General features: G+C 59.9%; 25 protein-coding genes and 1 tRNA gene. 15 read left to right on the top strand and 11 right to left on the bottom strand.

Annotated features, from left to right (window positions below; genetic code table 11):
• Positions 1–27 precede the first annotated feature (27 nt).
• A complete protein-coding gene (locus tag ACQK2G_RS17850; protein WP_425406390.1) occupies positions 28–1,056 on the top strand; it encodes a trans-3-hydroxy-L-proline dehydratase in 1,029 nt (342 codons plus the stop codon).
• 19 nt (positions 1,057–1,075) lie between these two features.
• Here ACQK2G_RS17850 and ACQK2G_RS17845 read toward each other — a convergent pair whose 3' ends face one another.
• The 9 genes from ACQK2G_RS17845 to ACQK2G_RS17805 all read right to left on the bottom strand — a co-directional run bounded on the left by ACQK2G_RS17845 (position 1,076) and on the right by ACQK2G_RS17805 (position 11,739).
• Positions 1,076–2,170 (bottom strand): site-specific DNA-methyltransferase, encoded by a 1,095-nt coding sequence (locus ACQK2G_RS17845; RefSeq protein WP_425406389.1) that lies wholly within the window; start codon positions 2,168–2,170, stop codon positions 1,076–1,078.
• Between the two features lie 193 nt (positions 2,171–2,363).
• A complete protein-coding gene (locus ACQK2G_RS17840) occupies positions 2,364–2,996 on the bottom strand; it encodes a ribonuclease HII (RefSeq protein WP_425406388.1) in 633 nt (210 codons plus the stop codon).
• A gap of 3 nt (positions 2,997–2,999) precedes the next feature.
• Entirely contained in the window at positions 3,000–4,499 is a 1,500-nt protein-coding gene (locus tag ACQK2G_RS17835; RefSeq protein ID WP_425406387.1) for a cation:proton antiporter, read from the bottom strand.
• A gap of 128 nt (positions 4,500–4,627) precedes the next feature.
• Entirely contained in the window at positions 4,628–5,719 is a 1,092-nt protein-coding gene (locus ACQK2G_RS17830; RefSeq protein WP_425406386.1) for a PA0069 family radical SAM protein, read from the bottom strand.
• A 78-nt stretch (positions 5,720–5,797) separates the two neighbouring features.
• Entirely contained in the window at positions 5,798–7,120 is a 1,323-nt protein-coding gene (locus tag ACQK2G_RS17825; RefSeq protein WP_425406385.1) for an NAD(P)/FAD-dependent oxidoreductase, read from the bottom strand.
• An 11-nt stretch (positions 7,121–7,131) separates the two neighbouring features.
• The gene (locus tag ACQK2G_RS17820; protein WP_425406384.1) at positions 7,132–8,061 is read right to left on the bottom strand and encodes a hypothetical protein; all 930 of its coding nucleotides are present in this window, start codon (positions 8,059–8,061) and stop codon (positions 7,132–7,134) included.
• 65 nt (positions 8,062–8,126) lie between these two features.
• Positions 8,127–8,666, bottom strand: a complete 540-nt coding sequence (gene moaB, locus ACQK2G_RS17815; RefSeq protein ID WP_425406383.1) for a molybdenum cofactor biosynthesis protein B — start codon at positions 8,664–8,666, stop codon at positions 8,127–8,129.
• 99 nt (positions 8,667–8,765) lie between these two features.
• Positions 8,766–10,637: a lytic transglycosylase domain-containing protein gene (locus tag ACQK2G_RS17810; RefSeq protein ID WP_425406382.1), complete on the bottom strand. Its 1,872-nt coding sequence runs from the start codon at positions 10,635–10,637 to the stop codon at positions 8,766–8,768.
• Between the two features lie 196 nt (positions 10,638–10,833).
• The gene (locus ACQK2G_RS17805) at positions 10,834–11,739 is read right to left on the bottom strand and encodes a uracil-DNA glycosylase (protein ID WP_425406381.1); all 906 of its coding nucleotides are present in this window, start codon (positions 11,737–11,739) and stop codon (positions 10,834–10,836) included.
• A 111-nt stretch (positions 11,740–11,850) separates the two neighbouring features.
• On the opposite strand from ACQK2G_RS17805, the gene ACQK2G_RS17800 reads away from it, so the two are divergent.
• Positions 11,851–13,506 carry an electron transfer flavoprotein-ubiquinone oxidoreductase gene (locus ACQK2G_RS17800; RefSeq protein WP_425406380.1) on the top strand — a complete coding sequence of 552 codons (1,656 nt, stop codon included), beginning with the start codon at positions 11,851–11,853 and terminating at the stop codon, positions 13,504–13,506.
• 32 nt (positions 13,507–13,538) lie between these two features.
• Here ACQK2G_RS17800 and ACQK2G_RS17795 read toward each other — a convergent pair whose 3' ends face one another.
• Complete coding sequence (locus ACQK2G_RS17795) at positions 13,539–13,949, bottom strand: group III truncated hemoglobin (RefSeq protein WP_425406379.1); 411 nt, start codon at positions 13,947–13,949, stop codon at positions 13,539–13,541.
• A 185-nt stretch (positions 13,950–14,134) separates the two neighbouring features.
• Here ACQK2G_RS17795 and ACQK2G_RS17790 point away from each other — a divergent pair, with 185 nt between their 5' ends.
• Genes ACQK2G_RS17790 through ACQK2G_RS17780 form a run of 3 tightly spaced genes read left to right on the top strand, consistent with a single transcriptional unit; the run spans position 14,135 to position 15,600 of the window.
• A complete protein-coding gene (locus tag ACQK2G_RS17790) occupies positions 14,135–14,587 on the top strand; it encodes an RrF2 family transcriptional regulator (protein ID WP_425406378.1) in 453 nt (150 codons plus the stop codon).
• Positions 14,587–15,054: a DUF3565 domain-containing protein gene (locus ACQK2G_RS17785; RefSeq protein ID WP_425406377.1), complete on the top strand. Its 468-nt coding sequence runs from the start codon at positions 14,587–14,589 to the stop codon at positions 15,052–15,054. The genes ACQK2G_RS17790 and ACQK2G_RS17785 overlap by 1 nt, the downstream gene beginning before the upstream one ends.
• Positions 15,055–15,111: 57 nt before the next feature.
• Positions 15,112–15,600: a cache domain-containing protein gene (locus ACQK2G_RS17780; protein WP_425406376.1), complete on the top strand. Its 489-nt coding sequence runs from the start codon at positions 15,112–15,114 to the stop codon at positions 15,598–15,600.
• Here ACQK2G_RS17780 and ACQK2G_RS17775 read toward each other — a convergent pair.
• A complete protein-coding gene (locus ACQK2G_RS17775) occupies positions 15,597–16,283 on the bottom strand; it encodes a pyridoxamine 5'-phosphate oxidase family protein (RefSeq protein WP_425407664.1) in 687 nt (228 codons plus the stop codon). The two genes, ACQK2G_RS17780 and ACQK2G_RS17775, sit on opposite strands and share 4 nt — an antisense overlap.
• 291 nt (positions 16,284–16,574) lie before the next feature.
• On the opposite strand from ACQK2G_RS17775, the gene ACQK2G_RS17770 reads away from it, so the two are divergent.
• From ACQK2G_RS17770 to dhaL, 10 genes are all read left to right on the top strand, one after another.
• The gene (locus ACQK2G_RS17770; protein WP_425406375.1) at positions 16,575–18,320 is read left to right on the top strand and encodes a tetratricopeptide repeat protein; all 1,746 of its coding nucleotides are present in this window, start codon (positions 16,575–16,577) and stop codon (positions 18,318–18,320) included.
• Positions 18,321–18,367: 47 nt separating this feature from the next.
• Positions 18,368–19,243, top strand: coding sequence for a 4-(cytidine 5'-diphospho)-2-C-methyl-D-erythritol kinase (locus tag ACQK2G_RS17765; protein ID WP_425406374.1), 876 nt, complete (start codon positions 18,368–18,370; stop codon positions 19,241–19,243).
• Positions 19,244–19,344: 101 nt separating this feature from the next.
• Positions 19,345–19,419, top strand: a tRNA-Gln gene (locus ACQK2G_RS17760).
• A gap of 530 nt (positions 19,420–19,949) precedes the next feature.
• Complete coding sequence (locus ACQK2G_RS17755) at positions 19,950–21,278, top strand: ABC transporter substrate-binding protein (RefSeq protein ID WP_425406373.1); 1,329 nt, start codon at positions 19,950–19,952, stop codon at positions 21,276–21,278.
• A gap of 154 nt (positions 21,279–21,432) precedes the next feature.
• Positions 21,433–22,401: a carbohydrate ABC transporter permease gene (locus ACQK2G_RS17750; protein WP_425406372.1), complete on the top strand. Its 969-nt coding sequence runs from the start codon at positions 21,433–21,435 to the stop codon at positions 22,399–22,401.
• Positions 22,398–23,348 (top strand): carbohydrate ABC transporter permease, encoded by a 951-nt coding sequence (locus tag ACQK2G_RS17745; RefSeq protein WP_425406371.1) that lies wholly within the window; start codon positions 22,398–22,400, stop codon positions 23,346–23,348. The genes ACQK2G_RS17750 and ACQK2G_RS17745 overlap by 4 nt, the downstream gene beginning before the upstream one ends.
• On the top strand, positions 23,345–23,560 hold the full coding sequence (locus ACQK2G_RS17740; protein WP_425406370.1) for a hypothetical protein: 216 nt from the start codon (positions 23,345–23,347) through the stop codon (positions 23,558–23,560). Before ACQK2G_RS17745 ends, ACQK2G_RS17740 begins: the two co-directional genes overlap by 4 nt.
• Positions 23,561–23,565: 5 nt before the next feature.
• A complete protein-coding gene (locus ACQK2G_RS17735) occupies positions 23,566–24,693 on the top strand; it encodes an ABC transporter ATP-binding protein (RefSeq protein WP_425406369.1) in 1,128 nt (375 codons plus the stop codon).
• Positions 24,686–25,711, top strand: a complete 1,026-nt coding sequence (locus ACQK2G_RS17730; protein ID WP_425406368.1) for an ABC transporter ATP-binding protein — start codon at positions 24,686–24,688, stop codon at positions 25,709–25,711. The genes ACQK2G_RS17735 and ACQK2G_RS17730 overlap by 8 nt, the downstream gene beginning before the upstream one ends.
• A gap of 9 nt (positions 25,712–25,720) precedes the next feature.
• Positions 25,721–26,335 carry a dihydroxyacetone kinase subunit DhaL gene (dhaL, locus tag ACQK2G_RS17725; RefSeq protein WP_425406367.1) on the top strand — a complete coding sequence of 205 codons (615 nt, stop codon included), beginning with the start codon at positions 25,721–25,723 and terminating at the stop codon, positions 26,333–26,335.

Raw genomic sequence — 26,335 nt, 5'->3', positions numbered from 1 at the left:
GCGCCATCTTGGGGGGAGTAGACCGCAATGCGGACCAGGAAGGTCATCCATACCGTTTCCGTGCACGCGGAAGGGGAGGTCGGAGATGTGATCGTCGGCGGGGTCGCCCCGCCGCCGGGCGATACGCTGTGGGAGCAGTCCCGCTGGATTGCAAAGGACGAGACCCTGCGCAACTTCATGCTGAATGAGCCGCGCGGCGGTGTCTTCCGGCATGTAAATCTGCTGGTGCCGCCGAAGGACCCGCGCGCCGATATGGGCTTCATCATCATGGAACCGATCCATACGCCGCCGATGTCGGGATCCAATTCCATTTGCGTTTCGACCGCCCTGTTGGACAGCGGCATTCTGCCGATGCAGGAGCCGGTCACGGAACTGACCCTGGAAGCGCCCGGCGGGCTGGTGAAGGTCCGCGCACATTGCAAGGACGGCAAAGCGGAACGGATCACGGTGACCAATGTTCCGTCCTTCGCGGATAAGCTGGACGTGCCGCTGGAGGTGCCGGGGCAGGGCACGATCACGGTAGATACCGCCTATGGCGGCGACAGTTTCGTGATCGTCGACGCGCATGCCCTGGGCTTTTCGGTGCAGCCGAGCGAGGCGGCGGCCCTGACCGAATTGGGGATGAAGATTACCCGCGCCGCGAATGAACAACTCGGCTTCCGCCATCCGGAAAACCCCGATTGGTCGCATATCTCCTTCTGCCAGTTCGCTTGCCCGGTCGCCGGCAAGAATGGGCGACTGATCGGCCGCAACACCGTGGCGATCGAGCCGGGCAAGCTCGACCGTTCTCCGACCGGCACCGGCGTCTCGGCCCGCATGGCGGTCCTGCATGCGAAAGGCCAAATGCAGGTCGGCGATATTTTGCAGGGCGTCTCGATCATCGATTCCGAATTTGTCGGAAGGATCGAAAAGGAAACCAGGCTGGGCGACACGACGGCGATCGTGCCCACGATTACCGGGCGTGCCTGGGTGACCGGGACCCATCAGCATATGCTGGATCCCGATGACCCCTGGCCGGAAGGATATCGACTGGCCGATACCTGGCCGAACGCGTAACGGGGAACGGCGCGGCCGGTCAGGCCGGTGCGTGCACCGCTTCCGACCGCAATTTCTGGCGCAGGACGTCGATCGGCACCTTCTTGCCGCCGTCGGTTTTCAGCATCCAATAGGTCCAGCCGTTGCAGCTCGGCGCGCCCTGGACCGCCGCGCCGACCTGATGGATCGAGCCGCGATGGGCGCTGGAGATGATCGTGCCGTCGGCACGTACCTTAGCGGTGAAACGACGGCACGGGCTTTCCAGGATCTCGCCCGGTGACAGCAAGCCACGCTCGACCAGGGAACCGAACGGAACACGCGGTTCCTTGCGCTTGGACGGCGTGGGCGAGATGGCCTCCGTATCGGCGGCTTCCGGGGTCTGGCGCACACGCTCTCGCGCCACGGCCAGATAATCCTTTTCCCGGTCGATGCCGATGAACCGTCGGCCAAGCCGTTTTGAGACGGCCGCGGTCGTGCCGGTGCCCGCAAAGGGGTCGACCACCACATCGCCCGGATTGCTGGATGCCATGACCACACGGTGCAGCAGCGCTTCCGGCTTTTGCGTCGGATGGGCCTTGGCGCCGTCCGCGCCCTTGATGCGCTCGCCGCCGCTGCAGATCGGCATCGTCCAGTCGGATCGCATCTGCAGGTCGTCGTTCAACGCCTTCATACTGTCATAGTTGAAGGTGTATTTGCTGTCCGGGGATTTCGAACACCAGATCATGGTTTCATGGGCGTTGGTGAACCGCTTGCCGCGGAAATTCGGCATCGGGTTCGTCTTCACCCAGATCACGTCGTTGAGGATCCAGAAGCCGATATCCTGCAGCGTCTTACCGACGCGGAATATGTTGTGGTAGCTGCCGATCACCCATAGCGTCGCGTCCGGCTTCAGCAGACGGTGCGCCGCGCTCAGCCAGTCGAAGGTAAAACGGTCATAGGCAGAAAAATCGTCGAAGCGATCCCAGGCTTCCTCCACGCCGCTCACGCGGGTGTTGTTCGGGCGGTGCAGTTCGCCGGAAAGCTGCAGATTGTAGGGGGGATCTGCAAAGATCATATCGACCGATTCTTCGGGCCAGGATCGCATGAGTTCAATGCAATCGCCCTCGACAATTCTGTCGAGTGGAAGTCTCTTCATGGTGTCCTCTGTGTAAGCTAAGCGATCTATTTGTCGCTTTATTGGGACGAATCATGATTCATGGGAGATTCCGCGTCAATAAAAGAAAGAAGTACTTATTCATTATTCAAAATATAGAGTCTTATACTGTCTTTGGACGCCAGATATAGTGTGACAGGCGAAAATACCGGAATACCGCAATATTCAGCAAAAATTACCCGATAAGTCGGGAAATCGGCGCAAAACTGCGCCTGTGATGGGGGGTTGGGCCCAGCCGGTTGAGGGCTTCCTGATGAAGCTTCACGCCGTATCCTGCATTTCGCTCCCAGCCGTATTCAGGATATTCGGCGGCCAGTTCGGCCATTAGACTGTCGCGGTGTTCCTTGGCGATGATGGAGGCTGCGGCGATTGAAAGCGATCGACTGTCCCCCTTCACGACAAGGGTCGTCGGACAGTGGAGGCCCGGGTCCCGGTTGCCGTCGACCAGCGCCGCGTCAGGTCGCTGGGGCAGCGCCTCCACGGCGCGCCGCATGGCGAGAAGGCTGGCCTGAAGAATGTTGAGGCGGTCGATCTCTTCGACGCTGGCTTCCGCGATAGCAAAATCGGCCGCTGCCCTGATATGGGGAAGCAGCGCGGCTCGTTTCTTCGCCGAAAGCTTCTTGGAATCGTCCAACACAGCGGCAAGGTCGGCAGGAAAGGTCGTCTGATCCAACACGGCCGCACAGGCCACGACCGGACCCGCCCAAGGTCCGCGACCAACTTCGTCCACCCCGGCGATTGTTATCTTGCCATCACGGCCTGCGCCGAGTTTGGCGCGCATTTCTGTTTCCAGGACAAAATCGGGCATGGGTCAGTCGTTGCCGGTTTCCGGGTCGGACTGTTTCAGGCGGCTGAACCGGGACGGTTGCTTTTCCGCTTTTGAAACAGTTGGTTCTTCCTCGTCGGCGGCTGGGGCATTGCTTGCCTCTGCGGCGGGTTTTGAGGCCTGCGCCCGCGCTTTTTCCGCCGCGGCTTTCGTCAGTTTGATTTCTTCGATCCGCGTTCTCGCCTTGTCCTTTACGCCGCTGGTCATGTTTTCAAAGGTTTCAACGGCATCATGGGCAACATGCCAGAACCATAGACTGGTCGCCTTGGTGAAGCGCCATTCCTGTCGGTAGACGAGGCGGAAGACCTTGCCCAATGAAGTCGCGTTACGAAGGGAGCGATGGGACAAGCGCCGGGCGAGGTCAACATAGATCGGACTGGTCACCAGGGATAGAACCGTTACGCCGACCAACAGGCGGTATACTTCATCGTCGATGACCCGCGCATTCGACGCGGCCCCGGCCAGAACGAAGGTGAATTCCCCCATTTGTCCGATGGTCAGACTTGCCAGGAAAGCCGTCTGCATGGTTTCGCCCTGAACGCGCAGGGCGACGATGTTGATGATCGTTTTGAAGAAGGTGACGAATATTCCGACGGCTAGAACGAGAAGGATATTATCCGCGATGAATTCCAGATTGATCAGCAGGCCGATGGACAGGAAGAAGATCATCAGCAGAACCGCCTGAACCGGCTCGGCGTTTTCGTGCATGACCTGACGCTGGCCGCTGTTGCCAACAATCAGCCCAGCCAGAAATGCACCGAAGGCGGGCGACATGCCAAAGAGACCGGCCAGGGTGGCGAAGAGGAAGCACAGGGCGAGGGACGCCATCGTGCCGATTTCCTTCTTCGCTTCGAGAATTTGGTGGAAAGGCAGATTAATCCGCTGGCGGCGCGTCATGTACAGGATCACCGCGACCAGCACACCGATGGAGGCTGCGACCTCGACCAATACGATCGGGTTGAAACCCTCACCCGCGAAGGAGGTGACGAACAGCAGCATTGGCGCGACGGCCAGATCCTGCGCGATCAGGATGCCGATGGCGACGCGTCCGGCCCGGTTTCGCAATTCGCCGATATCGTCCAGGATTTTCACCGCGACGGCGGTGGAAGAAAGTGCAAGGGCGAAACCGAACAGGACCACATGGGACGTCGGCAGGTCGAAGACCTGGCCGATAAGGGCCGTGGCGCCGACGCTGATCCCGATCTGGAACGCCGTGGTCAGGACCGCGACCCTCCAGATGTGTCGGAAACTGCGTAGCGACAGTTCCATGCCGATGAAATAAAGCAGCAGGATAACGCCGAGCTCGGCGAAGAAAGAAATGATCTCACGGTTGGCCACCAGACCCAGGCCGGAAGGGCCCAGTATGATGCCCGCGATGATATAGCCGACGATCGCCGGCTGTCGCAGCCGCACGAACAACATGCCGCACAATGTCGCTGCCGCGATCACGACGGCAACGCCCGTTAGATCGGCGGCTCCATGCATGGTTTCCCGTATCCCTGTTTAATCACCGATCAATTCCGGCAATCTACATGATACAGGATATGAGCCGTTCGTCCCCGATTAAAAGTCCATTGCTACAATGACTTGCGCTGTCGTGATACGGGTCGTGCCTATAGCAGAGACAATTGTTCCGCCCGGCCGGGTACGGTGAATTGAGTAAGGTCCAGGTCCGGCCGCGGGCCGTCCAGGCGTAGTTTCCGAACCCCGACACCGAACCGTTTGGCGATCAGATCCGCCACTGGGCCTTCGCCGCGCTGACGTTTGCCCCAGGTGGAATCGTAAAGCCGGCCGCCCCGGGTTTGCTTGACGAGAGATAACACGCGCGCGGCCCGATCCGGGAAATGCGCCTCCAGCCATTCGGTGAACAGATCCTTGATTTCGTGTGGCAGGCGCAGAAGGACATATCCAGCCCGGTTTGCGCCGGCGTCCTTGCTGGCTTCCAGCACGCGTTCGATTTCCCAGTCGTTGATGGCCGGGATGATCGGCGCCATCAGGATGCCGGTTGGGACACCTGCCGCCGCAAGGGTGCTGACCGCTTCCAGGCGCTTCGACGGTGTCGAGGCTCGCGGCTCCATAACATTGGCAAGCTTTCGATCCAGGGTCGTCACCGACAGCCAGACCGCCGCCATGCCCTTTTCCGCCATCGGTCCGATGATATCCAGGTCGCGGGTGATCAGCGCGCCCTTGGTGACGATCGTGAACGGGTGATTGAATTCGGCGAGGACCTGCAGAACCTGCCGCGTGGTCTCCTCCGCCTTCTCGATCGGCTGATAAGGATCCGTATTCGTGCCGAGGGCGATCGGCTTCGGAACGTATTTCGGGTTGCTCAATTCTCGCCTAAGAACTTTGGCGGCGTCAGGCTTGTGGAACAAACGCGTCTCGAAATCGAGGCCGGACGACAGGCCGTAATAGGCATGGGTGGGCCGTGCGAAGCAATAAACACAGCCGTGCTCGCATCCCCGATAGGGATTGATCGACTGATCGAAGGGAATGTCGGGCGACTTGTTTCGGGCGATGACGGTCTTTGCCGTATCGATTCCCAGTGTGGTGCGCAGTTTGGGCGGAGGATCGCCCCGCCGCGGATCATGAACCTCCCAACCGTCATCGGTCAGGATTCGATCGTGCCTTTCGAAGCGCCCGACTTTGTTTGTGACGGCGCCCCGACCTTTTCGGGGCCCCAGTTCGACCGGCTCAATATTCATGGTTTGTTCCTTTCCGTTCCACTATATAGAACAAAACAGGAATAAATGAAAGTCTGTTTGAATAAAGCCGGTACGCGGTCACGCGGCAGGTTTGCTGCGTTCCTTCTTGTCGAGATGGTCGTACCAAAGCGCGACGACCGAAGAGACCTTGCGTTTCAGGCCATGGAACCGAATCGGCCGCGGCGGGGTCACGGGCAGGGGTAATTCTTTCGGCGATGTCCCCATCATCCAATCCGCCAGCACCGGGCCGGATGCGGTCGTGACCGCTACTCCCCGTCCATTCCAGCCAACGGCGGCATGCAGACCTTCACCCTGGTCGATCAGCCGGGGCAGGTAGTCCATGGTAATCGCGACCTTGCCGTTCCAGAAATAGTCCATCCTCTGCTCAGCCAAGGCGGGGAAGAGCTGTTTGATCCGGGCACGGGCGAAGTCGAAGGAAGGCGGTTCCATCGACCCGTCCGACGCCCCGCGCGCGCCCATGATGAACCGCCCTTGGGCATCGACGCGAAAATATCCCAGCAGGCGGCGGAATTCCGAAACCCCGACACCGTCCGCGAGAAGTGTTTTCAGAATATTGTCCGACAAGGGCGCGGTAGCGATCTGATAGCTGAAAAACGGGATAACCGATTTCGAGAGCGACGGGATCGGATTGAACAGATCGGAATATCCGTTGGTACAGAACAGCGCCTTTTCGGCGATGACCGAACCGCCGGAAGCGGTCGTCAATTTCCACCCCCGGCCTTCACGGGCGACGGTCGTCACCGGGCTTTCCGTGAAGATTGTCGCGCCCGCCTTGCGGGCACCCTCCGCCAGACCGCGCGCATAGTTCAACGGTTGAAGTGTTCCGCCTCGTGGATCCCATAGTGAACCGGGATACCAATTCGTGCCCAGCCGGCGTTCCGTTTCGGCGGCCGACAGTATCTCCAGGTCGACACCGCGCCGGCCCAGGATCTCGGCCTTGCGTTCGATGGCGCGCATGGCGACGTCACCATGCGCCCCCTGGGCCCAGCCACCTTGTTTCGCATCGCAATCAATGCCCAGCCGGCTGATCAGATCGAAGGTGAATTGGGCGGTTCCGTCACCGAACCGATCCATCCGGGCCGCGCGGTCGGGATCAAGGCCCGGCCCGACCGGCACTTCGTTGTGCTTGAACCCGGCAATGATCTGGCCGCCATTGCGGCCGGACGCCCCGAAGCCAGGTTCCCGGGCCTCGAGTACGGTGACGGAGACACCCCGTTCCGCAAGATGCAGGGCGGTCGAAAGACCGGTGAAGCCACCGCCGACGATGGCGACATCCGCTTTTTCTACACCCTCCAGGGTCGGAAATTCGGCAGGCGCGGTCGCGGTGGCGCTCCAAAGAGATTGGGCAAAACCCTGGTTATCGATGTCGAGGTTGGGCACGGATGAAAAACTCACACACTGCGAAGGCGTCCAGCCAGAAGGCGGCCGGTATTGGCGAAGCTGAGCCCGTTGAGCGGAAATTCCAGAACGACGTGAAGGAAGCCTAGGAAGATCAAGGCCTGGAAACCCAACGTGTAGTCATAGGCGTAAAGGCCGATGTAACCCAGATAGGCGGAGATCAGGAATACGGTCCGGCCCTTGGAGATTTCGTGCCAGCGGATGACCCCGGTTTTACTGAACCAGTTGAGGTTATGGTAAATGTGCCAGAAAGCCACGAAGCCAAGCAGCTTCTCGATATTCGGGTTGTCGGCATCCACGCCGATCAGGGAGAAGAAGCCTTGATAGGCAGGGGCCAGATCATAGCCGAATCCCAAGGCGAATTCGCTGGCCGGGATGGAAGGCAGTCCCGGGATGAAAAACGTCGCGCTGAAGAGGATCAGCGCAGCGAGCGTGCCGAAGGCATAGATGCTGTTGTTCCTCAGCGCGCCGAGCAAGATGAAGACCGATGTGAACAGCACCAGATGCACCATGTTGGCGAGCAGTATGAAGAACCAGACCGCCGGGGTGAACATGAACAGCATCAAACCCACGGCGGTCGTCCCGATTGCGATCGGCGCGCGATACCGCCAGTCGGTGACGAAGGCCATGGTAATTGCCAGGAAGAAGGTCAGGACCAGGCCGATATAGGCATGTCCCATATCCATGCGCAGGACGTCATGTGCGAAGATCGTTCCGAAACCGAGGACGGCAAGCGGCACGAAATCGTAACGGCGCTTGGTGAAATACTGGCGATCGTGAAGCCAGGACAATTCTGTCAAATAATGGGCCGGACCAAAGATCGCATAGCTGAACAATAGCACTTCGACCGGCACTGCATGCGCAACAAGACAGGCCAGCACGACGAAGCCCAGATTGGCTTGATCGATCCGCGTTATCGACATGGTCGACAGAATGCGCCGGAACGCTTGTCCGGCGCAATGGTCTAGATGGGACGGCTATTGCCCATTCAGGCGGTTTTTTCGTGTTCCCGAAGCCGCGGCATCAATTCGACGAAGTTGCAGGGACGCCAGCGAATATCAAGCTGGGTGGAAAGGATGTCGTCCCAACCGTCCTTGCAGGCCCCCGTCGATCCGGGCAGACCAAACAGATAGGTGCCGCGCGCCACGCCGGCCATGGCGCGGCTTTGCACGGTCGAGGTTCCGATCTTCTGGTAGCTCAGCATCCGGAACAGTTCGCCGAAACCGGGGATGTCCTTCTCACAGACCTTGGCGAAGGCTTCCGGCGTGACGTCCCGGCCGGTGACGCCGGTGCCGCCCGTGGTGATAATGCAGTCGATGGAGGGATTATCGATCCATTCGGTCAGTTTGGCGGCGATCTTGTCCGTGTCGTCGGTGACAATGGCGCGGTCCGCCAGGACATGGCCGGCCGATTGCAGCCGATCAACCAGCGTCTGACCGGATCTGTCATCTTCCAGCGTCCGCGTGTCCGAAACGGTCATCACTGCGATATGGACCGGTTTGAAAGGGATTTTTTCGTCGATCGCCATGGCGTCACCTGCGCTTTGATGGTCTGCCACACCTATGCCCGCGGCCTCGCTTCCGCAAGGCCGGGCGGGGCGGATTGCCCTCCTGGTCGGTGTGCTGCGTTACTGTGCCGCGCCCGTGCGGGCGGTGCGAACCGCTGCGCCGCCATCGTCCAGCGCCGTATACACGGGCCAATATCCGGCCAGCAGGTTGTCCAGAGTCGGCGTGGCCTGCCCGAATCGGTGGCGATACACCCACATGTCGGCCAAGACGTTTTCGACGTAGTTCCGGGTTTCCCGGGATGGCAGGCTTTCGATGAACAGCAGCGGATCATCCGCATAATCGACCTTGGCGCGCCATTTCTGGAGGTTTCCGGGCCCACCGTTATAGGCGGCGACTGTGTAGAACAGGTTCTCGCCCGCCTTGGGGTCGTCCATCAGCATCTTGATGTATTTTTGTCCGATCTGCAGGTTCAGGCCCGGATCAAGCAACTCGTCGCGCTGGTTTCCCCTGAACGAACGGCCCGCGACGAATCCGGCCGTCGCCGGCATGACCTGCATCAGGCCGCGGGCCCCGGCCGGGCTTTTCGCTGTGGGCCGGAACCGGCTTTCCCGGCGGATAAAGGCATAGAGCATGGCACGGTCGACGGTGAAGCCGCCATCCGGCTCGAAGCCGGGGACCGGATACATCGCCGCGTCCAGCCGCATGCCCTGATTGCGTTCCAGGCTGGCGCCGAGGCGATAAGCGAGATCCGCCAATCCGGCCCGGTCGGCCATCGCGACCAGGACCTGCGCTACCCGGGGCGGCAGGACATGGGCGAACCGGCGCAGCTCGGCCTCGGCAAGGGTCGTTTCACCGACCTGAACCAGGGCCATGGCCCGTTTCGCCGCCGGAATCCTGCGCAGGATATCCGCATGCTCCGGTCCCAGCACCGGCAGAGACCAGTCGAAATTCGGTTCCAGTCCCAGGGCCCGAATCGACAGCAGGCCATAGAAACTGCGCGGCTCTTCCGCCGCCTTGATCAGCATCGGCGTGACCTTGTCCGGTTCGCCGCCGATCAGATAGGACCGCGACGCCCAGAAAGCGCCAGCGGCCTTGTCTTCCTCATCCGCGGCCGGACTGTCTGCCAGGATACCGAAGAATTTGGCGGCCGAGGCGTGGTTGCCGGCGCGGAAAGCGGCCAGACCACCCCACCAGGCGGCGTTGGATGTCTTGTCGCCTGCGTGTTTGACCGCTTCGCGCGCAACTTTGATCGCTTCCGCATCCTTGTGATAACGGAAATATCCGCGCGCGATGACCCCCAGGCTTTCCCCGTAGCTGACCGGGTCGAAGATCCGACGGATATGCGATTGGGACAGATATTCGAGGGATTTCGTGACGCTGCCGCGTTGAACCCACGCGTCGATCCGGCGCATGATCTTGCGAACTTCCGCCGAACGCCGCGGCCGATACACCGACTTGTCTGCAGGGCTTTTCCTGCCCTGGTCTTCGGTCAGCACAAGATCGTTCGGCACGGGGTTCTGCGGCTGTAGAGGATACCGCCAATTGCTGGGGCGGCGGCGCAGCGCCAGGCTGTAAATCTTCTCGGCGCCGGGATGATCCGCATACTGCCCCATCCACGCCTTTAATTCCTTGTAGGTCGACCGATAGGCCGTCGGGTGCATCAGCCGCTGATACAGGACATGTCCCATCAACAGGCGGTCGTCCAAACCCTCGATCAGTTTGTCGGCGGCGCGCCAGTCGCCCTTTTCCTGCAAGTCGAAAATCTTGGCGTAAAGGTCCGCATCGCGCCCGGAAAGCGGGCTGGGCGTGGCGGGCAGGCGCGGTGTTTCCACCCCTCTGCTATCCTCGAAGGGACCGGGCGTCAAAGCGGCCGTTTCGGTCGTGATCTGGCTGTTGCCGGTCCTGCCGTCCTGGGCGTTTGCCATTCCGCTTGTGGCCAGCGCCAGACCGAACCCAACACCAACTAGTGCGGCGTTGAAAGAACGTCGCATCGAAAACCTCGCATTTTCGGCGGAAATCCGCCCTTGTCCGTCAAGCCGTGCCGCAGGAACTCACATCCCGGCAAGGCCTCCCCTCCCCATCGTCCGCGCAATTTTGGATACGGCGCGGCCCAAGGGCTCAATCGCATATTATACGCAGCGAATAGGATTGGTCGAGATGCTGCGGCGCCTACGGTTGCCCAGGCAACTAATCGGCGTCGGATCCGGTGTCGAGGGGTGAAGTGGCGAGACCCAGCTCGTTGAGGCGTTCCCGCAGGATCAAGGCGTCCCGCCAGGCAAAGCGCTTCTGCGCGGCATTGCGAAGCAGATAGGCAGGGTGAAGCGTCGGCAACGCGGGAATCGGCGGGTCGATGGAACCGATCGAGACCGCGTCCCATTTACCGCGCAGCTTGGTGATGCCCTGGCTTGTCTGTAACAGGCTCTTGGCCGACCGGTTACCGACAAGCACGATGACTTTCGGATTGATCAGTTGGATATGCCGCTCAAGGAAAGGCAGGCAGGTCGCGACTTCCGCATCGGTCGGTGTGCGATTTCCGGGCGGCCGCCAGTACAACATGTTCGTGATGTAGAAGCGACTACGGTCCAGTCCGATGAAGGACAGCATACGGTCCAGCATTTGTCCGCTGACGCCGACGAAGGGCAGGCCCTGCCGGTCTTCGTCCGCGCCCGGCGCCTCGCCGATGAACATCACGCCCGCTTCCGGGTTGCCGTCCCCGAAGACCAGATTGGTCGCCGTTTTTTTCAGGGGGCAGCCCTCGAATTTTTCAAGCGCGGCCCGCAAGTCGTCGAGCGTGGTGCAGGCCGCCGCTGCCTGTCGGGCATCGGCGATGGCCTCTTCCGCCCCGATCACCTTGGCGCTGGTTGAGGCCGGGGCCGGCGGCGGGGTCGATCGGATCCGCTCCGTCAGCGGCGGCTTCTGGGAAGGCGCCGATTGCGCGGGTTGAGCCGCTTTCGCCGCTGTTGCCGCGTACCGGTCGAGCGGCAGATCGGCGATGGCTTCGTCGGCGCCCATGGCGACCTGCCAGGACAAGGCGGACAGGGCCGCCATGGCGTCCAGGTCGCTTCCGTCCGGCTTTTGGTCGTCTCTGTTCATGGGGCGGCTGTCTTGTCAGAGTAGTTAATAATGTCTAGCACAGGTGCGGCGCGGCACAAGCCGGGCCTTTGGGAAGGACGAGGCAACAGTCAGGCAGGAAGGTGGACGGTCATGTCCGACGAAGTGGTCGAACGGGAATTTATGGAATATGACGTGCTGGTCGTCGGCGCCGGCCCATCGGGCTTGAGCGCGGCAATCCGCATTCGACAACTCGCCGCGGAACAGGGCAAGGAACTCAGCGTCTGTGTTCTGGAAAAGGGGTCGGAAGTCGGCGCGCATATCCTGTCCGGAGCGGTTCTGGAGCCGCGCACCCTGAACGAGTTGTTCCCCAACTGGCAGGAACTGGGCGCCCCGCTGGATACCCCGGCCAAGGAAGACGCCTTTCTGTATCTGACGGAAGCGAACCATATCCGTTTCCCGACCCCGCCGCAGATGAACAACCACGGCAACTACATCATCAGCCTGGGGAACTTCACCCGCTGGCTGGGGGAACAGGCCGAAGCGCTGGGTGTCGAGATCTATCCCGGTTTCGCCGCCGCCGAGGTGCTTTATCACGACGACGGTTCCGTCAAAGGCGTTGCCACCGGCGACATGGGCATCACCAAGACCGGTGAGAAGGGCCCTAACTATCAGCCCGGCATGGAATTGCATGCCAAGCAGACCATCTTCGCGGAAGGGTGTCGCGGGTCGCTTGGCAAGATGCTGATGGAAAAGTTCGATCTGCGCGCCAACAGCGACGTCCAGACCTACGGGATCGGCATCAAGGAATTGTGGGACATCGACCCCGCCAAGTCGGAACCGGGTAAGATCGTTCATACCGCCGGCTGGCCGCTGGACAGCAAGACCTATGGCGGGTCCTTCATGTACCACCTGAACGGCAATCAGGTCGCCATCGGTTTCGTCGTCGGGCTCGATTACGAGAACCCCTATCTCTCGCCGTATCAGGAATTTCAGCGCTTCAAGCACCATCCGTCGATCAAGCCGGTGCTGGAAGGCGGCCGGCGGGTTTCCTACGGCGCCCGCGCCCTGAACGAGGGCGGGTTCCAATCGATCCCGAAGCTGACTTTCCCCGGCGGCATGATGGTCGGGTGCGAAGCGGGCTTCCTGAACGTGCCGAAGATCAAAGGCACTCATTTGGCCATGAAGTCCGGCATGACCGCCGCGGAAGCGGTCTTCGACGTTCTGACCGGTGAGGGCGAGGCGCCCCGTGAAGTGACCGACTACGCCGACCGGTTGAAGGACACCTGGCTGTGGAAGGAACTCTACAAGGTCCGTAATATTCGCCCGTCCTTCAAATACGGGTTCTGGGGCGGTTTCTTCTACAGTGCCCTGGATACGGTCATTCTGCAGGGCAACGCCCCCTGGACCTTGAAGCATCACGGGACCGACCATGGTTCCCTGAAGCCGAAATCGCAGTTCAAGCCGATCGACTATCCGAAACCCGATGGGGAAATCAGCTTCGACCGGCTGACCAACGTCTCCTTCTCCTTCACCAATCACGAAGAAGACCAGCCGGCGCATCTGACCTTGAAGGACGACAGCGTCCCGATCGCTGTGAACCTAGAGAAATACGATGCCCCGGAACAGCGCTACTGCCCCGCCGGGGTGTACGAAATCGTCCGGGAAGACGATGGATCCAATCCGCGCCTGCAGATCAACGCGCAAAACTGCGTCCACTGCAAGACATGCGACATCAAGGACCCGACCCAGAATATCAACTGGGTGACGCCGGAAGGTGGCGGCGGGCCAAACTACCCGAACATGTAGACGTGAAACGGCGCCGGGGATGGTCCCCGGCGTCAGTTCGTTTGGGCGGGGCCGCCCGGTGGAAATGCCATCGGGCCCAGACCCGGCACGCCGAACATGCCGAGCTTGAAACTGCCGGCGATTCGTTCCGCGCAAGCGATGAAAACCGCGGCGGCACCCGGGCTGGCGACGTTCCGTGCACTCTCGCCGAATAGACTGAGCCAGCGATCGAAATGCGCAGGCTCAACGTCCCGCAACAACCGGTGTTTCATCATCGGATTTCCTTTGAACCGACCGGTCATCAAGGTGACCGACGACCAGAAATCCATCATCGTCCGCAAATGCGGTTCCCAATCCTCGATCTTACTGTCGAAGATCGGTCCGAGATCGTCATCCGCACGCACCTTGCCGTAGAAATCCCGGACCAGCGCTTCGATAACCGTCTCATCGATATCGGGATGCATGGGCCGCCGGCGCGATGAGGGTCCTCCGGCATCGGTGTCAGTGATTGGCTGCGACATTCGACCGAGCCTTCCGTTGCTGATTCCAAAAAATAAGATGCATTTTCTACACACCTTATATGTTGCGGCGTTGCGTCAAAGCAATATATAAAATGCACCTTATTTCAAAATCAATGAAAGTGCCTGTCATGCGGTTCACCCGCCACACGGATTACGCCCTTCGCGTCCTTATGTTCCTGGGCCTGAAGTCGCCGGGCGAGTTGGCAACGATCAAGGAAATATCCGACCGCTATGGAATTTCCGAGAACCATTTGATGAAGGTTGTGCACCGACTGGGTCGGAACGGTTTGATTGAGACGATCCGCGGACGGCAGGGCGGGATTCGTCTGGCTCGGTCTCCGGCCGATATCGGGATCGGGGACGTCGTGCGCCGCTGCGAGGACGACATGCGGCTTGTCGAATGTTTCGATCCGAAGACCAATAAATGCCGGATCGCTGCTTGCTGCACGCTTCCCATGGTGCTGGACGAAGCCCTCGCCGCCTTCATGGCCGTGTTGGATCGGTTCACCCTGGCGGACCTGTTGAAATCCCGTCAGGGCCTCGTTTCGGTCCTGATGCCTGATTTGGAAAGGGGCGCTTGATGGACAGACCGATCACCGGTTTCGACAGGGACGAAGAAGGGCATTGGGTGGCCCTGCTTTCCTGCGGCCACCGTCAGCACGTCCGACACCAACCGCCATTCGTTGACAGGGCTTGGACGCAAAGCGAAGACGGGCGGGCCGAGGCGCTCGGGCAGATGCTGGATTGCCCTCTCTGCGACCGCATGGAACCGCCGGAAAGGGCGGTGCGGTACAAGTCGACACCGATTTTCACCGAATTGACGATTCCGAAAGCCTTGCGGCGGGATCACAGCACCAAACCCGGTGTTTGGGGCCGTATTCGCGTGCTGGAAGGGAATTTGCTTTATGAAGTGATGGCGCCGAGCATTCAGAGTTTCACCCTGGATTCGACCTCGACCGCTTTCATCGTGCCGGAAGTCCCGCATCGGGTGGAAAAGATCCGCAGGGTCATATTCCAGGTCGATTTTCTGAAAGTACCTGATCTGTAAGCCTGGACGGGTGAAGAGCGCGGTATCATCCGATCCGCTTCGTGCTAGTCTGCCGGAATGAAACGATTGCCTCACCGGACCGCTTTCAGTGCGGTCATGATCTGCTTGTCCGCCATCGTGCTGATGCTAACGCCGCCGAAACCGAGTGCGGCCCAGGATGGCCTGGATGACGCAAGAAAGATGGTGAACGGTGCGGTCGAAGCGATCGTCGAAAGCGGTTGGCCGGGCGCGCTGGTCGCCGTTCCTCCCGAAACATGGATTCGTCTCGAAGAAGATCTGTATGTCTTCATCATGAACACACGCGGCGATATTGTCTTTCATCCGAACCGCGGGGCCATCGGTGTCAACGTCTCCGGCGCGACGGATGTCGACGGATATGCCTATATGCAAGACCTGATGGGCCAATTGGCGTCGGACGGGGCAACGGGCGTTGTGGAGTATTACTGGCCGCGCCCTTCCGACGGTGAGATGCGGTTGAAGCGCACCTATGCACGTCGGATCGGTAACCTGTTGGTGGCGTGCGGTGTCTATGTAGAAGACATTTAATCTGCCTCGGGAAGCCCCCGTAGCGCGGCCAATTCCGCCTCCAATCCTTGAATTCTGTTCTGCAGCAGGCCGATTGCCTCCACGACCTGATCCTCCGGATACATCACCGGAATGTGCTGCGGGCAATTCGCATCCCAAGCTTCCACGCGAATGACATAGGCCCTCTCAGGGCGGGCGCGGTATCCTTCCGGCATCAAACGCGCCAGAAGGTCGGAGTCATCCTCCCGCACTTCGGCGGTGCCCCAGATCTTGATGCGTTGTTTGTTCTGATAGTCCATCAGAAACAGGAAGACCTTGCCGTTCTCGGTCAGATTTCCGGTGGAGATATACTGCCGGTTACCGGCGAAATCCGCGAATGCCAGTGTTCTCGGGTCCAGAACGCGAAGGAAACCGGCGGGACCGCCGCGATGCTGGATATAAGGCTGACCCTCCGCATTCGCCGTCGCCAGATAAAAGCTTGTCCGGCTCTCGACATAGGCTTTGACGTTTTCGTCGATTTCATTGGACCAGCCCTGGCCGGCCTCCATCCGGGCGTAACCGCGGCGGGAGCCGTTCTTCTCCTGCTGCTTTTTCACAGCGGGCGTGAAGGCGATGTCGCTGATGGGCCTTGGCGTTTGCTCGCCGGCGGCGTCGTCACCCTTTCCGGCCTCTGTTTCCACGTCCGGTTCCACGTCCGGTTCCATGTCCGGCACGGCTTCCTCCTGGCGTCTGTTTCCCCGATTGCGGGGCTGCATATGGCGCGCATTTCAGGGATTATTATATCTCAGAAGCCAATAAATCGACGTCTCACACGGAAGTTACTGTTCGCGACTAGGATAATGTCCGATCGACAAGGCGACGCGGCGAACCGGTATGCAGTGTTATCCTGCGTGGCAAGGGGCGCCTCGTTGGTTTACACTGACCGTCGGTCTACATAACTAGGAATAACTAAGACCGTTCGAAACTGTTGCCTGAAACTATGGCGTGGAGCATCGATGACTGACTTCGTTCCTTCCTTCCGAACCCTGGCCGCTTCTGTGGGATTCCTGGCACTTGCCGGATGGACGGGCGCGGTTTCCGGCGCAGGGCCGGCCCAGGCGGAAGGCAACGCAGAGTCGAAACCGGTTGAAGCACATTCACATGCGGGTGCGTATCTCGCCGGTTGGTTTGCCGAGAAACAAAGCGATTTTTCAACTGCGGCCTATTTGCTGGACCGTCTTCTGGAAGACAGTCCCGATGATCCGGAACTGAAAGTGCGCGCGTTTTATGCGAATCTGCGCGCCGGCCTGTTCGACCGTGCGCTGGACTTGGCCAAATCGATTTCCGAACAGGATGTGAACGTCCCGATGATGGCCCAATTCACTGTCGTCGCCGGTAGTTTACGGGACGGCGCCTGGGAAGAAGCCTTGGCGATGGCTGAGCAGGTCCCGGACAACAGCTTGGCCCGATACGCCAAGCCGATGGTCAAGGCTTGGGCTCTGGCGGGATTGGATAGGACCGATGACGCCATCGCCGCGCTTGGCGAACTGACGGACGAAACCGGTTTTCGGCGTCTTCGCAGCTTGCATGAAGGAATGATCTTCGTACGTGCCGGCCGCTTGGATGACGCACTCGCCGCCTTGGTGGAGGAAGGTGAGGATGTCGCTACCGCCCCGTTGAGGAAAGTTCGAACAGTAGCGAAGCTCTACGCACTGCAAGGCCGGACGCAGGATGCGGAAGACTTGCTTCGCAACTATCTTGATCGGTTCCCCGGCACCGTGATCGTCGAACAGGACCTTTCCGCCCTGGCAGACGGCAAACGAATCGATCAGGAGATCGGCCCGGCGGAAGGGGTTTCGGACGGCTTCTATCATCTCGCTTCCGGGGTGCAGCAACAGTCCGAGGAATTCGCGCTGGTCTTCGGCCGGCTTTCCTCGATGCTCGATCCGTCGCACGACCTGCCCTTGTTGCTTGTCGGCAACATCCTGGAGGACCGCGACCGGTTCTCCGACGCTGTCGCGACCTTGGACAAGATCCAACCGGATTCTCCCTATTATTGGGACGCGCGTCTCAGCATCGCCGACAATTATGTCGATCAGGGCAAGAAGACCCAGGCGGTCGACCTGCTGGAAGGCATGGCGGAAGAGCGTCCGGACAGCACCGATCCGTTGATCAAGATCGGTTATGTTCTGCGGGCGGATAAGCGCTATCTGGATGAGGTCGAGATCTATAATCGCGCCATATCGAGAATCGACGGCGACCCCGAAGCGCGGCACTGGATTTTGTTCTACAATCGCGGCATCGCGTATGAGCGGTCGAAACAGTGGGCCAAGGCGGAGCCGGATTTCCTGAAGGCGCTTGACCTGAAACCCGATGATCCGTTCGTTCTCAACTACCTTGGATATTCCTGGGTGGAGCAGGGCGTGAATATCCCGGAAGCCAAGGAAATGATCCGGAAGGCTTTGGATCAGCGCCAGACGGACGGCTATATCGTCGACAGTCTTGGCTGGGTGCTGTACCGCACCGGGTCATTCGATGAAGCTGTGGGCTATCTGGAGCGGGCGGTGCAGCTGCGCCCGCAGGACCCGATCATCAACGATCATCTCGGCGACGCCTATTGGCGGGTCGGACGACGTAACGAGGCCCGTTTCCAATGGGACCGTGCCTTGAACCTGGAACCCGAGGAGGACGTCATCCCGACAATCCGTGAGAAGCTGAAGAACGGAATGGGTGAGCCCGAGATCATCGAGATCTCCAACTAAAATTTTCAAACGACCGCCGGTTGGCGTTGTCAGCGGGAGGGGCCTCCGTGACACAAGTAACCATACAGGCGCCGGTGAAGCTGAACCTGTATCTTCATGTCGTGGGTCGCAGAGGCGACGGCTACCACGAAGTGGATACATTGATAGCCTTCACCGATTACGGCGACACCATTACCGCAGAGGAAGCGGACCAATTCGAAATCGTGGCGGATGGGCCATACGCTTCCGAATTGCCGGACAAGGAAGGCAATCTGGTGATTCATGCGGTGCGTGCACTGCGCGAGGCGGCCGGTTTTGTCGGCGGTGCCAAAATCACGTTAACGAAGAATATTCCGGTCGCGGCGGGGATCGGCGGTGGGTCGGCGGATGCAGCCGCCGCGATGTGGGCCGTTGCGCGGCTCTATCAAGTGGATACCAAGGACAAGGTGGACCTTTTCGCGGCCAGCCGCGGACTTGGCGCGGATGTGCCGGCCTGTCTATTCCGTCGGCCGTGTTTCGCCTCCGGCATCGGCCAGGACCTGATGGCAGCGCCTGTTCTTCCCGAAGCGGGCATCGTCCTCGTCAATCCCGGTATCAAGCTTGCCACCGCCTCGGTCTTCAAGGCGCGTAAAGGCGGCTTTACGCCGGACGGGTCGAATATCGAAGCCAATCTGGAAAAGGTGCCTTTGCTGGTCAGTTTCTTGAAGAATCGCGCAAACGATCTGACCGACGCCGCCGTCAAACTATGCCCGGCCGTGGAAGACGCGCTTTACGCCCTGGAACAATTGCCGGGTTGCCGGTTGGCGCGGATGTCCGGCAGCGGCGCCACCTGTTTCGGTATTTTCGATGACCGCGCCGCCGCGGAACACGCCGCCGAGATGTTCCAGTCGCCGGATCATTGGTGGGTGAAGGCCATGGCGCTGGCGATGCCGGAACGCGCCTGAGGTGGCGGATGGAAAAAATACGGGCGGTTTCGCCCGCCGGCAAAAATGAGATCAAAAGGCTTGCCGCGGGCGGGTGAAATCCCTAGATTGCGGCCCGCTGTTGGGGCGTAGCCAAGCGGTAAGGCACCGGTTTTTGGTACCGGCATGCGCTGGTTCGAATCCAGCCGCCCCAGCCAGCTTTCCAAGGTCCGTTTCGGACCCATTCATCACCCCCGAATTTTCTTTGTCTCCGGTCGCGAGTTTGTCGTGACCTGACGTCGTGGACTTGTTTCGCGACCAACGCGCGCGAACCGTGCGTGCCGTCCGGCCTGTGCGGTCTACGGATCGCTAAACATCTGGAAACAAATCACTAAACAACAGATTTAGCCGAATTTGGTGCATTGCACCAATAAGACTACAATTATACCGCATTGCGATATTTAATTACCTATTAATGCCAATAAAGAAAACATATTGACTCTGAAATTGTTTAGTGAAATCGTTCACTAAACCCAGTTCACTAAACATTGGGTTCGGCCGCCGGAAGCGATGGCGGCTTGGGAGCCGTAATCCGGAATTCCGTGCAAGACCGGGAAATGCCGGCGGAACGGTTCCCGCAAAATGGATAAGGGGGAACCCGGCCCATCGAGCTGGGCAAAAGAGCCGGAGGCGAACCGGACGATGCTTCGGGCGGACGAAACCGCCGAAGAGGTTCAAGGAGGAAAAAATGCGGAAATCATTTGCATCAGTTGTGGGGGCCGTCGCATTGGCGGCCGGTCTCACCGCCGGCGGAAACGCCCAGGCGGCGGATGGTGAATTGACCTTGTGCTGGGCCGCCTGGGACCCGGCGAATGCGCTTGTTGAACTGTCAAAGGATTTCGAGGCGTCGTCCGGTATCAAGATGAATTTCGAGTTCGTGCCGTGGCCGAACTTCGCCGACCGGATGCTCAACGAATTGAATTCGGGCGGCAAGCTCTGCGATCTGTTGATCGGCGACAGCCAATGGATCGGCGGTTCGGCGGAGAACGGTTATTACGTGAAGCTGAACGATTTCTTCGACAAGGAAGGCATCAGCATGGACGATTTCGCCCCGGCGACCGTCTATGCCTATTCGACCTGGCCGAAGGGAACGCCCAATTACTGGGCTCTGCCCGCAATGGGTGACGCGAATGGCTGGGTCTACCGCAAGGACTGGTTCGCCAAGCCGGAATTGCAGGCCGAGTTCAAGAGCAAGCACGGCCGCGACCTGGCGCCGCCGAAGACCTGGGATGAATTCAAGCAGGTTGCCGAGTTCTTCCAGGAACGCGAAATCGATGGGAAAAAGGTCTATGGCGCGGCGATCTTCACCGAACGTGCGTCCGAAGGCATCACCATGGGGGCCAGTTCAGCGCTCTATTCCTACGGCTTCAAATACGAGAACACACCCGGCAAATACGATATGGAAGGGGCGGTGAACTCAGCCGACGCGGTCGCGGGGCTTGAGATGTACAAGGCCATCTACGAGTGCTGCACACCTCCCGGCTATACGGACAGCTATATGGGCGAGGGATTGGACGCGTTCAAATCCGGTCAGGTGGCGATGATGATGAACTGGTTCGCCTTCTGGCCCGGCATGTACAAGGATGAGAATGTGGGCGGCGACAAGATCGGCTTCTTCGTGAATCCGGCTCAGAAGGTCGCGGCTTCCACACTCGGCGGACAGGGCATCTCGGTTGTCGCGAATACGGACAATATGGAAGGTGCGCTTGAATACGTGAAATGGTTCGCCCAAGCCGATGTGCAGAAGAAATGGTGGTCGCTGGGCGGTTATTCCTGCCACAACGCGGTCCTGAACGACCCGTCCTTCAAGTCGTCACAGCCGTTCGCGGCGGACTTCCTGGAGGCCATGGGCGGCGTGCAGGATTTCTGGCAGGAACCGGCTTATGCGCAGCTTCTACAGGCCATGCAGAAACGCCTGCATGACTATGTGGTCGCCGATCAGGGCACCGCGAAGGAGGCACTCGACAAGCTGATCCGGGATTGGACCGAGGTCTTCGAGGACGAAGGTAAACTCTAAGATCACCTCGCTTGTCGCGCCGCGGTACGGCTTCCCTGTACCAAATTTCCCGCCCGGAGCGGGGAAGCCGACCCGGCCCGATCCCTGGTTTTTTGTACGCACCGTGCCGATCGGCAATACGCCGCCCAAGGCATGAAACGATAGGTTTGTTTCCGTGACGAATTCAGTGGAAAACATACTCGATCGCAGCGCCGACCGTGCCGCCAAAGCCACGCCCGAAGGGGTTGCCCGGCGCATCCGCGGCCTGTCGGACAGGGCAGTGGCTTGGCTGTTCGTCAGCCCGACGATCCTGCTGCTGTTGGCGATCAACATCTTCCCGCTGATCTGGACCATTCAGCTCTCGTTTACGAATTACCGGGCCAACCGCCCGAATGCGGAGATCAAGGATGTCGGTCTGCGCAACTATGAGCGGATCCTGACGGACGAGGATATCTGGTTGTCGATGCAGACGACGGCCCATTTCGTGATCTGGACGATCGTGCTGCAGACCGTGATCGGCTTCGCCCTTGCCTACCTGATTGACCGAAAATTTCGTGGACATGCTTTCTGGACCACCGTGATCCTGATCCCGATGATGCTGTCGCCGGCGGTCGTGGGTAATTTCTGGCGCTTTCTGTATCAACCCCAGATCGGTCTGTTCAATTACATCGTGACCTTCTTTACCGGCGGTGATCCATCCTCGTTCCAGATGTTGGGGGATGTCGACCTGGCGCCCTGGGCGATCGTTATCGTCGATACCTGGATGTGGACGCCTTATGTGATGCTGATCTGTCTCGCCGGCTTGCGGTCGATTCCCGACTATATCTACGAGGCGGCCGAGGTCGACCGTGCCGGGCCCTGGCGCCGGTTCTGGTCGATCACGCTGCCCATGGCGCTGCCCTTCATCATGCTGGCGGTGCTGTTTCGGGGGATCGAGAATTTCAAGATGTTCGACATGGTCATACTGCTGACCGGGGGCGGGCCGGGTTCGATCACCGAGGTCGCGTCGATCACTCTCAAGCGCGAGGCGTTCGAGGCATGGAGGACGGGTTATTCCTCCGCGTTTGCAATTATCCTCTTCGTTGCCGTCTTCGGCTTGGCGAACATCTATGTGAAAGCGTTGAACAGGGTGAAGGAGCGATGAGCATGAACACCGCGCATTCCGTCGTCGAACCCACAAGCAACGCCAAGCGCGTGGCTGCGGTATTGGTGGTCGCCTATGCCATCGTCACGATGATCCCGTTGTTCTGGATTTTCGCGACGGGAACCAAATCGCCGCCGGACTCGATCAGCTATCCGCCCAAGATCGTTTATGAGCCGAGCGCTGAAGGATACTGCAATCTGTTCACGACGCGCACCCGCCAGACCCAGGAATACATCGACTCCCTGGGAGAGCCGGAAACCCTGTGCGAGGAGATTACTCTTAACCGCAACATGGTGATTGCGGGGCCGTCGAACTATGTGCCGCGCTTTATCAACTCGTTGATCATTGCATTCGGGTCGACTTTCTGCGCGGTCTTCCTGGGCACGATCACGGCTTATGCGTTTTCCCGTTTCAAGGTGCCGCTGGCCAACGATCTGCTGTTCTTCATCCTGTCGACCCGCATGATGCCGCCGATCGCCGTCGCCATCCCCATCTACCTGATGTATCGGGAACTGGGGCTGTCCGACACAAAACTCGGCATGATCCTGCTCTATACGGCGGTCAATGTGTCGCTGTCGGTCTGGCTGCTGAAGGGATTCATCGACGAGATCCCGCGTGAATACGAGGAGGCGGCGCTGATCGACGGCTATACTCGCCTGCAGGCCTTCTGGAAGGTGGTGCTGCCGCAGGCCTCCACCGGCATCGCGGCGACGGCGATCTTCTGTCTGATCTTTGCGTGGAATGAATACGCCTTCGCGGTGCTGCTTACCTCGGGCACGGCCCAGACGGCGCCGCCTTTCATCCCGACCATCATCGGGGAGGGCGGCATGGACTGGCCGGCGGTCGGCGCGGGAACGACGATTTTCCTGGTGCCCATCTTGGTCTTCACCGTGCTGCTGCGGAAACACCTGCTGCGCGGCATCACATTCGGGGCGGTTCGGAAATGACGATGGAAACGGACATCAAGGTTGAAAAGCCGAAATCGCTGCTTCGGCGCATTTTCCGCCGAGCCCCGTGGGAAAACACCGCGACCGCGTTGATCGCCCTTGGCGTGATCATGCTGATGCAGCCCTTCGCCATAGAGCTCTACACCTATTCCTTCGGTGTGATCCTGGTCGGGACCGTCGGGTTCATCATCGTCAGCCATTTTCCGGAGTAGAGGACATGGCGGAAATCGAAGTCAGAAAACTCAGAAAGGTGTTCGGCGAATTCATCGCCGTGCGGGAATCCAGCTTCACCATCCATGACGGGGAATTCTTCGTGATGTTGGGACCGTCCGGTTGCGGCAAGACAACGACCCTGCGGATGATCGCGGGGCTGGAATTGCCGACCGAAGGTGAGATCCTGCTGGATGGGGAGGACGTCACTTTCAAGCGGGCCTCCCAGCGGGACATAGCTTTCATGTTCCAGCTCTTCGCGCTCTACCCGCATATGAATGTGCGGCAGAACATTTCCTTCCCGCTGCGCTGTCAGGGAACGCCGAGGGCCGAAATCAAATCGCGGGTCGAAGAAACCGCCTCGCTGCTGAGGATTGATCATCTTCTCGACCAGCCCGTCTCCCGCCTTGCCGGCGGCGACCGCCAGCGTGTCGCGCTGGGTCGCGCCATCGTCCGCCGTCCGAAGGCATTCCTGATGGACGAACCATTGGGCGCGTTGGATGCGGAATTCCGCGAGTTGATGACCGAGGAACTGCGCGGCCTGCACAACCGGATGGGTGCCACCACGCTTTACGTCACGCATGACCAGTTGGAAGCGATGTCTATGGCCGACCGGATCATGGTCATGAACCATGGCGTGATCGAACAACTGGCGACGCCGCAGGAAATCTATGACCGGCCGGCAACCATGTTCGTCGCGGATTTCATCGGTAGCCCTTCGATGAGCATGTTGCATTTCGAAGGTGCGGTGGAGCCGGGCCAGAACAGCGTGCCGATGAACGGATCACGGATCCCGGTGCCGACGCTGCGGGAAGGCCGCGCCAATGGCGAACTGGTCCTCGGTGTAAGGCCCGAACATGTCACCCTGTCCGACGCATCGGATTTCCGGGGCGAAATCTTCGGCATGGAATATCTCGGCACGACCCAGGTTCTGACCATCCAGACCCATCACGGCACGATCAAGGCACGCGTGCCGTCGGACAATCACGTCGCGGTGGGCGAAACGGTCGGCCTGGAATTGCGGTCCGAGCGGCTGGTCGTTTTCGAGGGTGAAAAGGGTCGTGCCTTGAAAAGCGATCTGTACCTGACGCCCGATCGATCGGGTCAAAACCGGAGGGAGGGGGCCCATGGCTGATATCTCGATCTCCGGCGTGACCAAAAAGTTCGGCGAACTGACGGCCGTTTCCAATCTGTCCCTCGACATCGCGAATGGCGAATTCGTGGTACTGCTCGGCCCGACGGGGGCGGGGAAGACGACGACCCTGCGTCTGGTCGCCGGGTTGGAAAAGGCGGATCAAGGAAAGGTTCTGATCGACGGGGTCGACATGACCGGGGAACCGCCCTCGGCCCGGGACGTCACGTTCGTATTCCAGCAGTATTCGCTCTATCCGCATATGAGCGTCTACGACAACATGGCGTTTCCCCTGCGCTCTCCGGCGCGAAAACTGCCGCCGGATGAGGTGGAGGCCCGCGTGACGGACGTCGCGCGTATGCTCCACATCGACCACAAACTGTCCAACAAGGCGACCCAGCTGTCAGGCGGTGAGATGCAACGCGTCGCCATTGGTCGTGCCCTGGTGAGGCGTCCGGCCATCTATTTGATGGACGAACCGCTTTCGTCGCTTGACGCAAAACTGCGCGCCGAATTGCGCCTGGAATTGAAGCGAATACAGCGCGAGTTGGGCGCGACGATCCTTTATGTCACGCATGATCAGATCGAAGCCATGACCATGGCCGACCGGATCGGCGTCATCCATGACGGCGAATTGGTGCAGATCGGCACGCCGCGGGAAATCTATGAGGCGCCGAAGGACGTTTATGTTGCGGCAAAACTGGGAAGCCCGTCGATCAACCTTCTGCCGCGGCAGGTATTCGCACATGCGGCGATGCCGGACGAAGTGCATACGATCGGCGCGCGGACCGAGCACTTGCTGATCGACAGGGCTTTGACATCGGGCCCGAAAGGGAAGGTGGAGTGGATCGAGCATTTGGGCGATCAGAACCACCTGCACATCAGCCTGCAGGACCATCGGCTAGTCACCCTGGTCGATCCGATATCCGACCTCAAGGTGGGTGAGCAGGTTGGCGTGGAACTGAAGAATCCCCTTTATTTCGACAAGGGCGGCCGGCGTATCGTCGCCGCCAATCGTTAGGAAAGCAGGATGTCCGATACCCAGGCATTGATGACAGCGTTGATCGAGGCGGTGGCGACCTGCGTCATCGATCATGCGGATGAACTGACCGATCTGGATCAGGCGATCGGTGACGGTGACCACGGCGCCAATATGAAACGCGGTTTCCAGGAGGTCTTGTCGAAGGTCGAAGAGCTGTCGGCGAAACCCCTGCCGGATGCCATCAAGGCGGCCGGAACGACTTTGGTGATGAAGGTCGGCGGCGCGTCGGGCCCGCTATATGGAACCTTGTTGATGACGATCGGAAAGGAACTGGCCGGCAAGGATCTCGACAGCGACTCGGTGACGGCGGCCTTCGGTGCGGCGATCACGGCGGTGATGGCGCGCGGTAAGTCGCAGGCTGGGCAAAAGACGATGCTGGACGTTCTGGTGCCGGTCCATGAAAGCATGGTCGCGGGCAATTCTGATCTTGCATCGATCCGGCAGCTTTCCGATGACGCGGCAAAGGCGACCATCCCCATGCTCGCGACCAAGGGGCGGGCCTCCTTCCTGGGGGAACGCAGTATCGGTCATATGGATCCGGGCGCGCGGTCCAGCAGTTTGATTATCGGCGCCGTGTGCGACGTTCTGGAGAAGGGCAGTTGA

It is taken from the genome of Hwanghaeella sp., from assembly GCF_965227365.1.
In the GTDB taxonomy this organism is placed as follows: domain Bacteria; phylum Pseudomonadota; class Alphaproteobacteria; order UBA8366; family Aestuariispiraceae; genus Hwanghaeella.
This window is presented reverse-complemented; position numbering and strand designations above follow the sequence as displayed.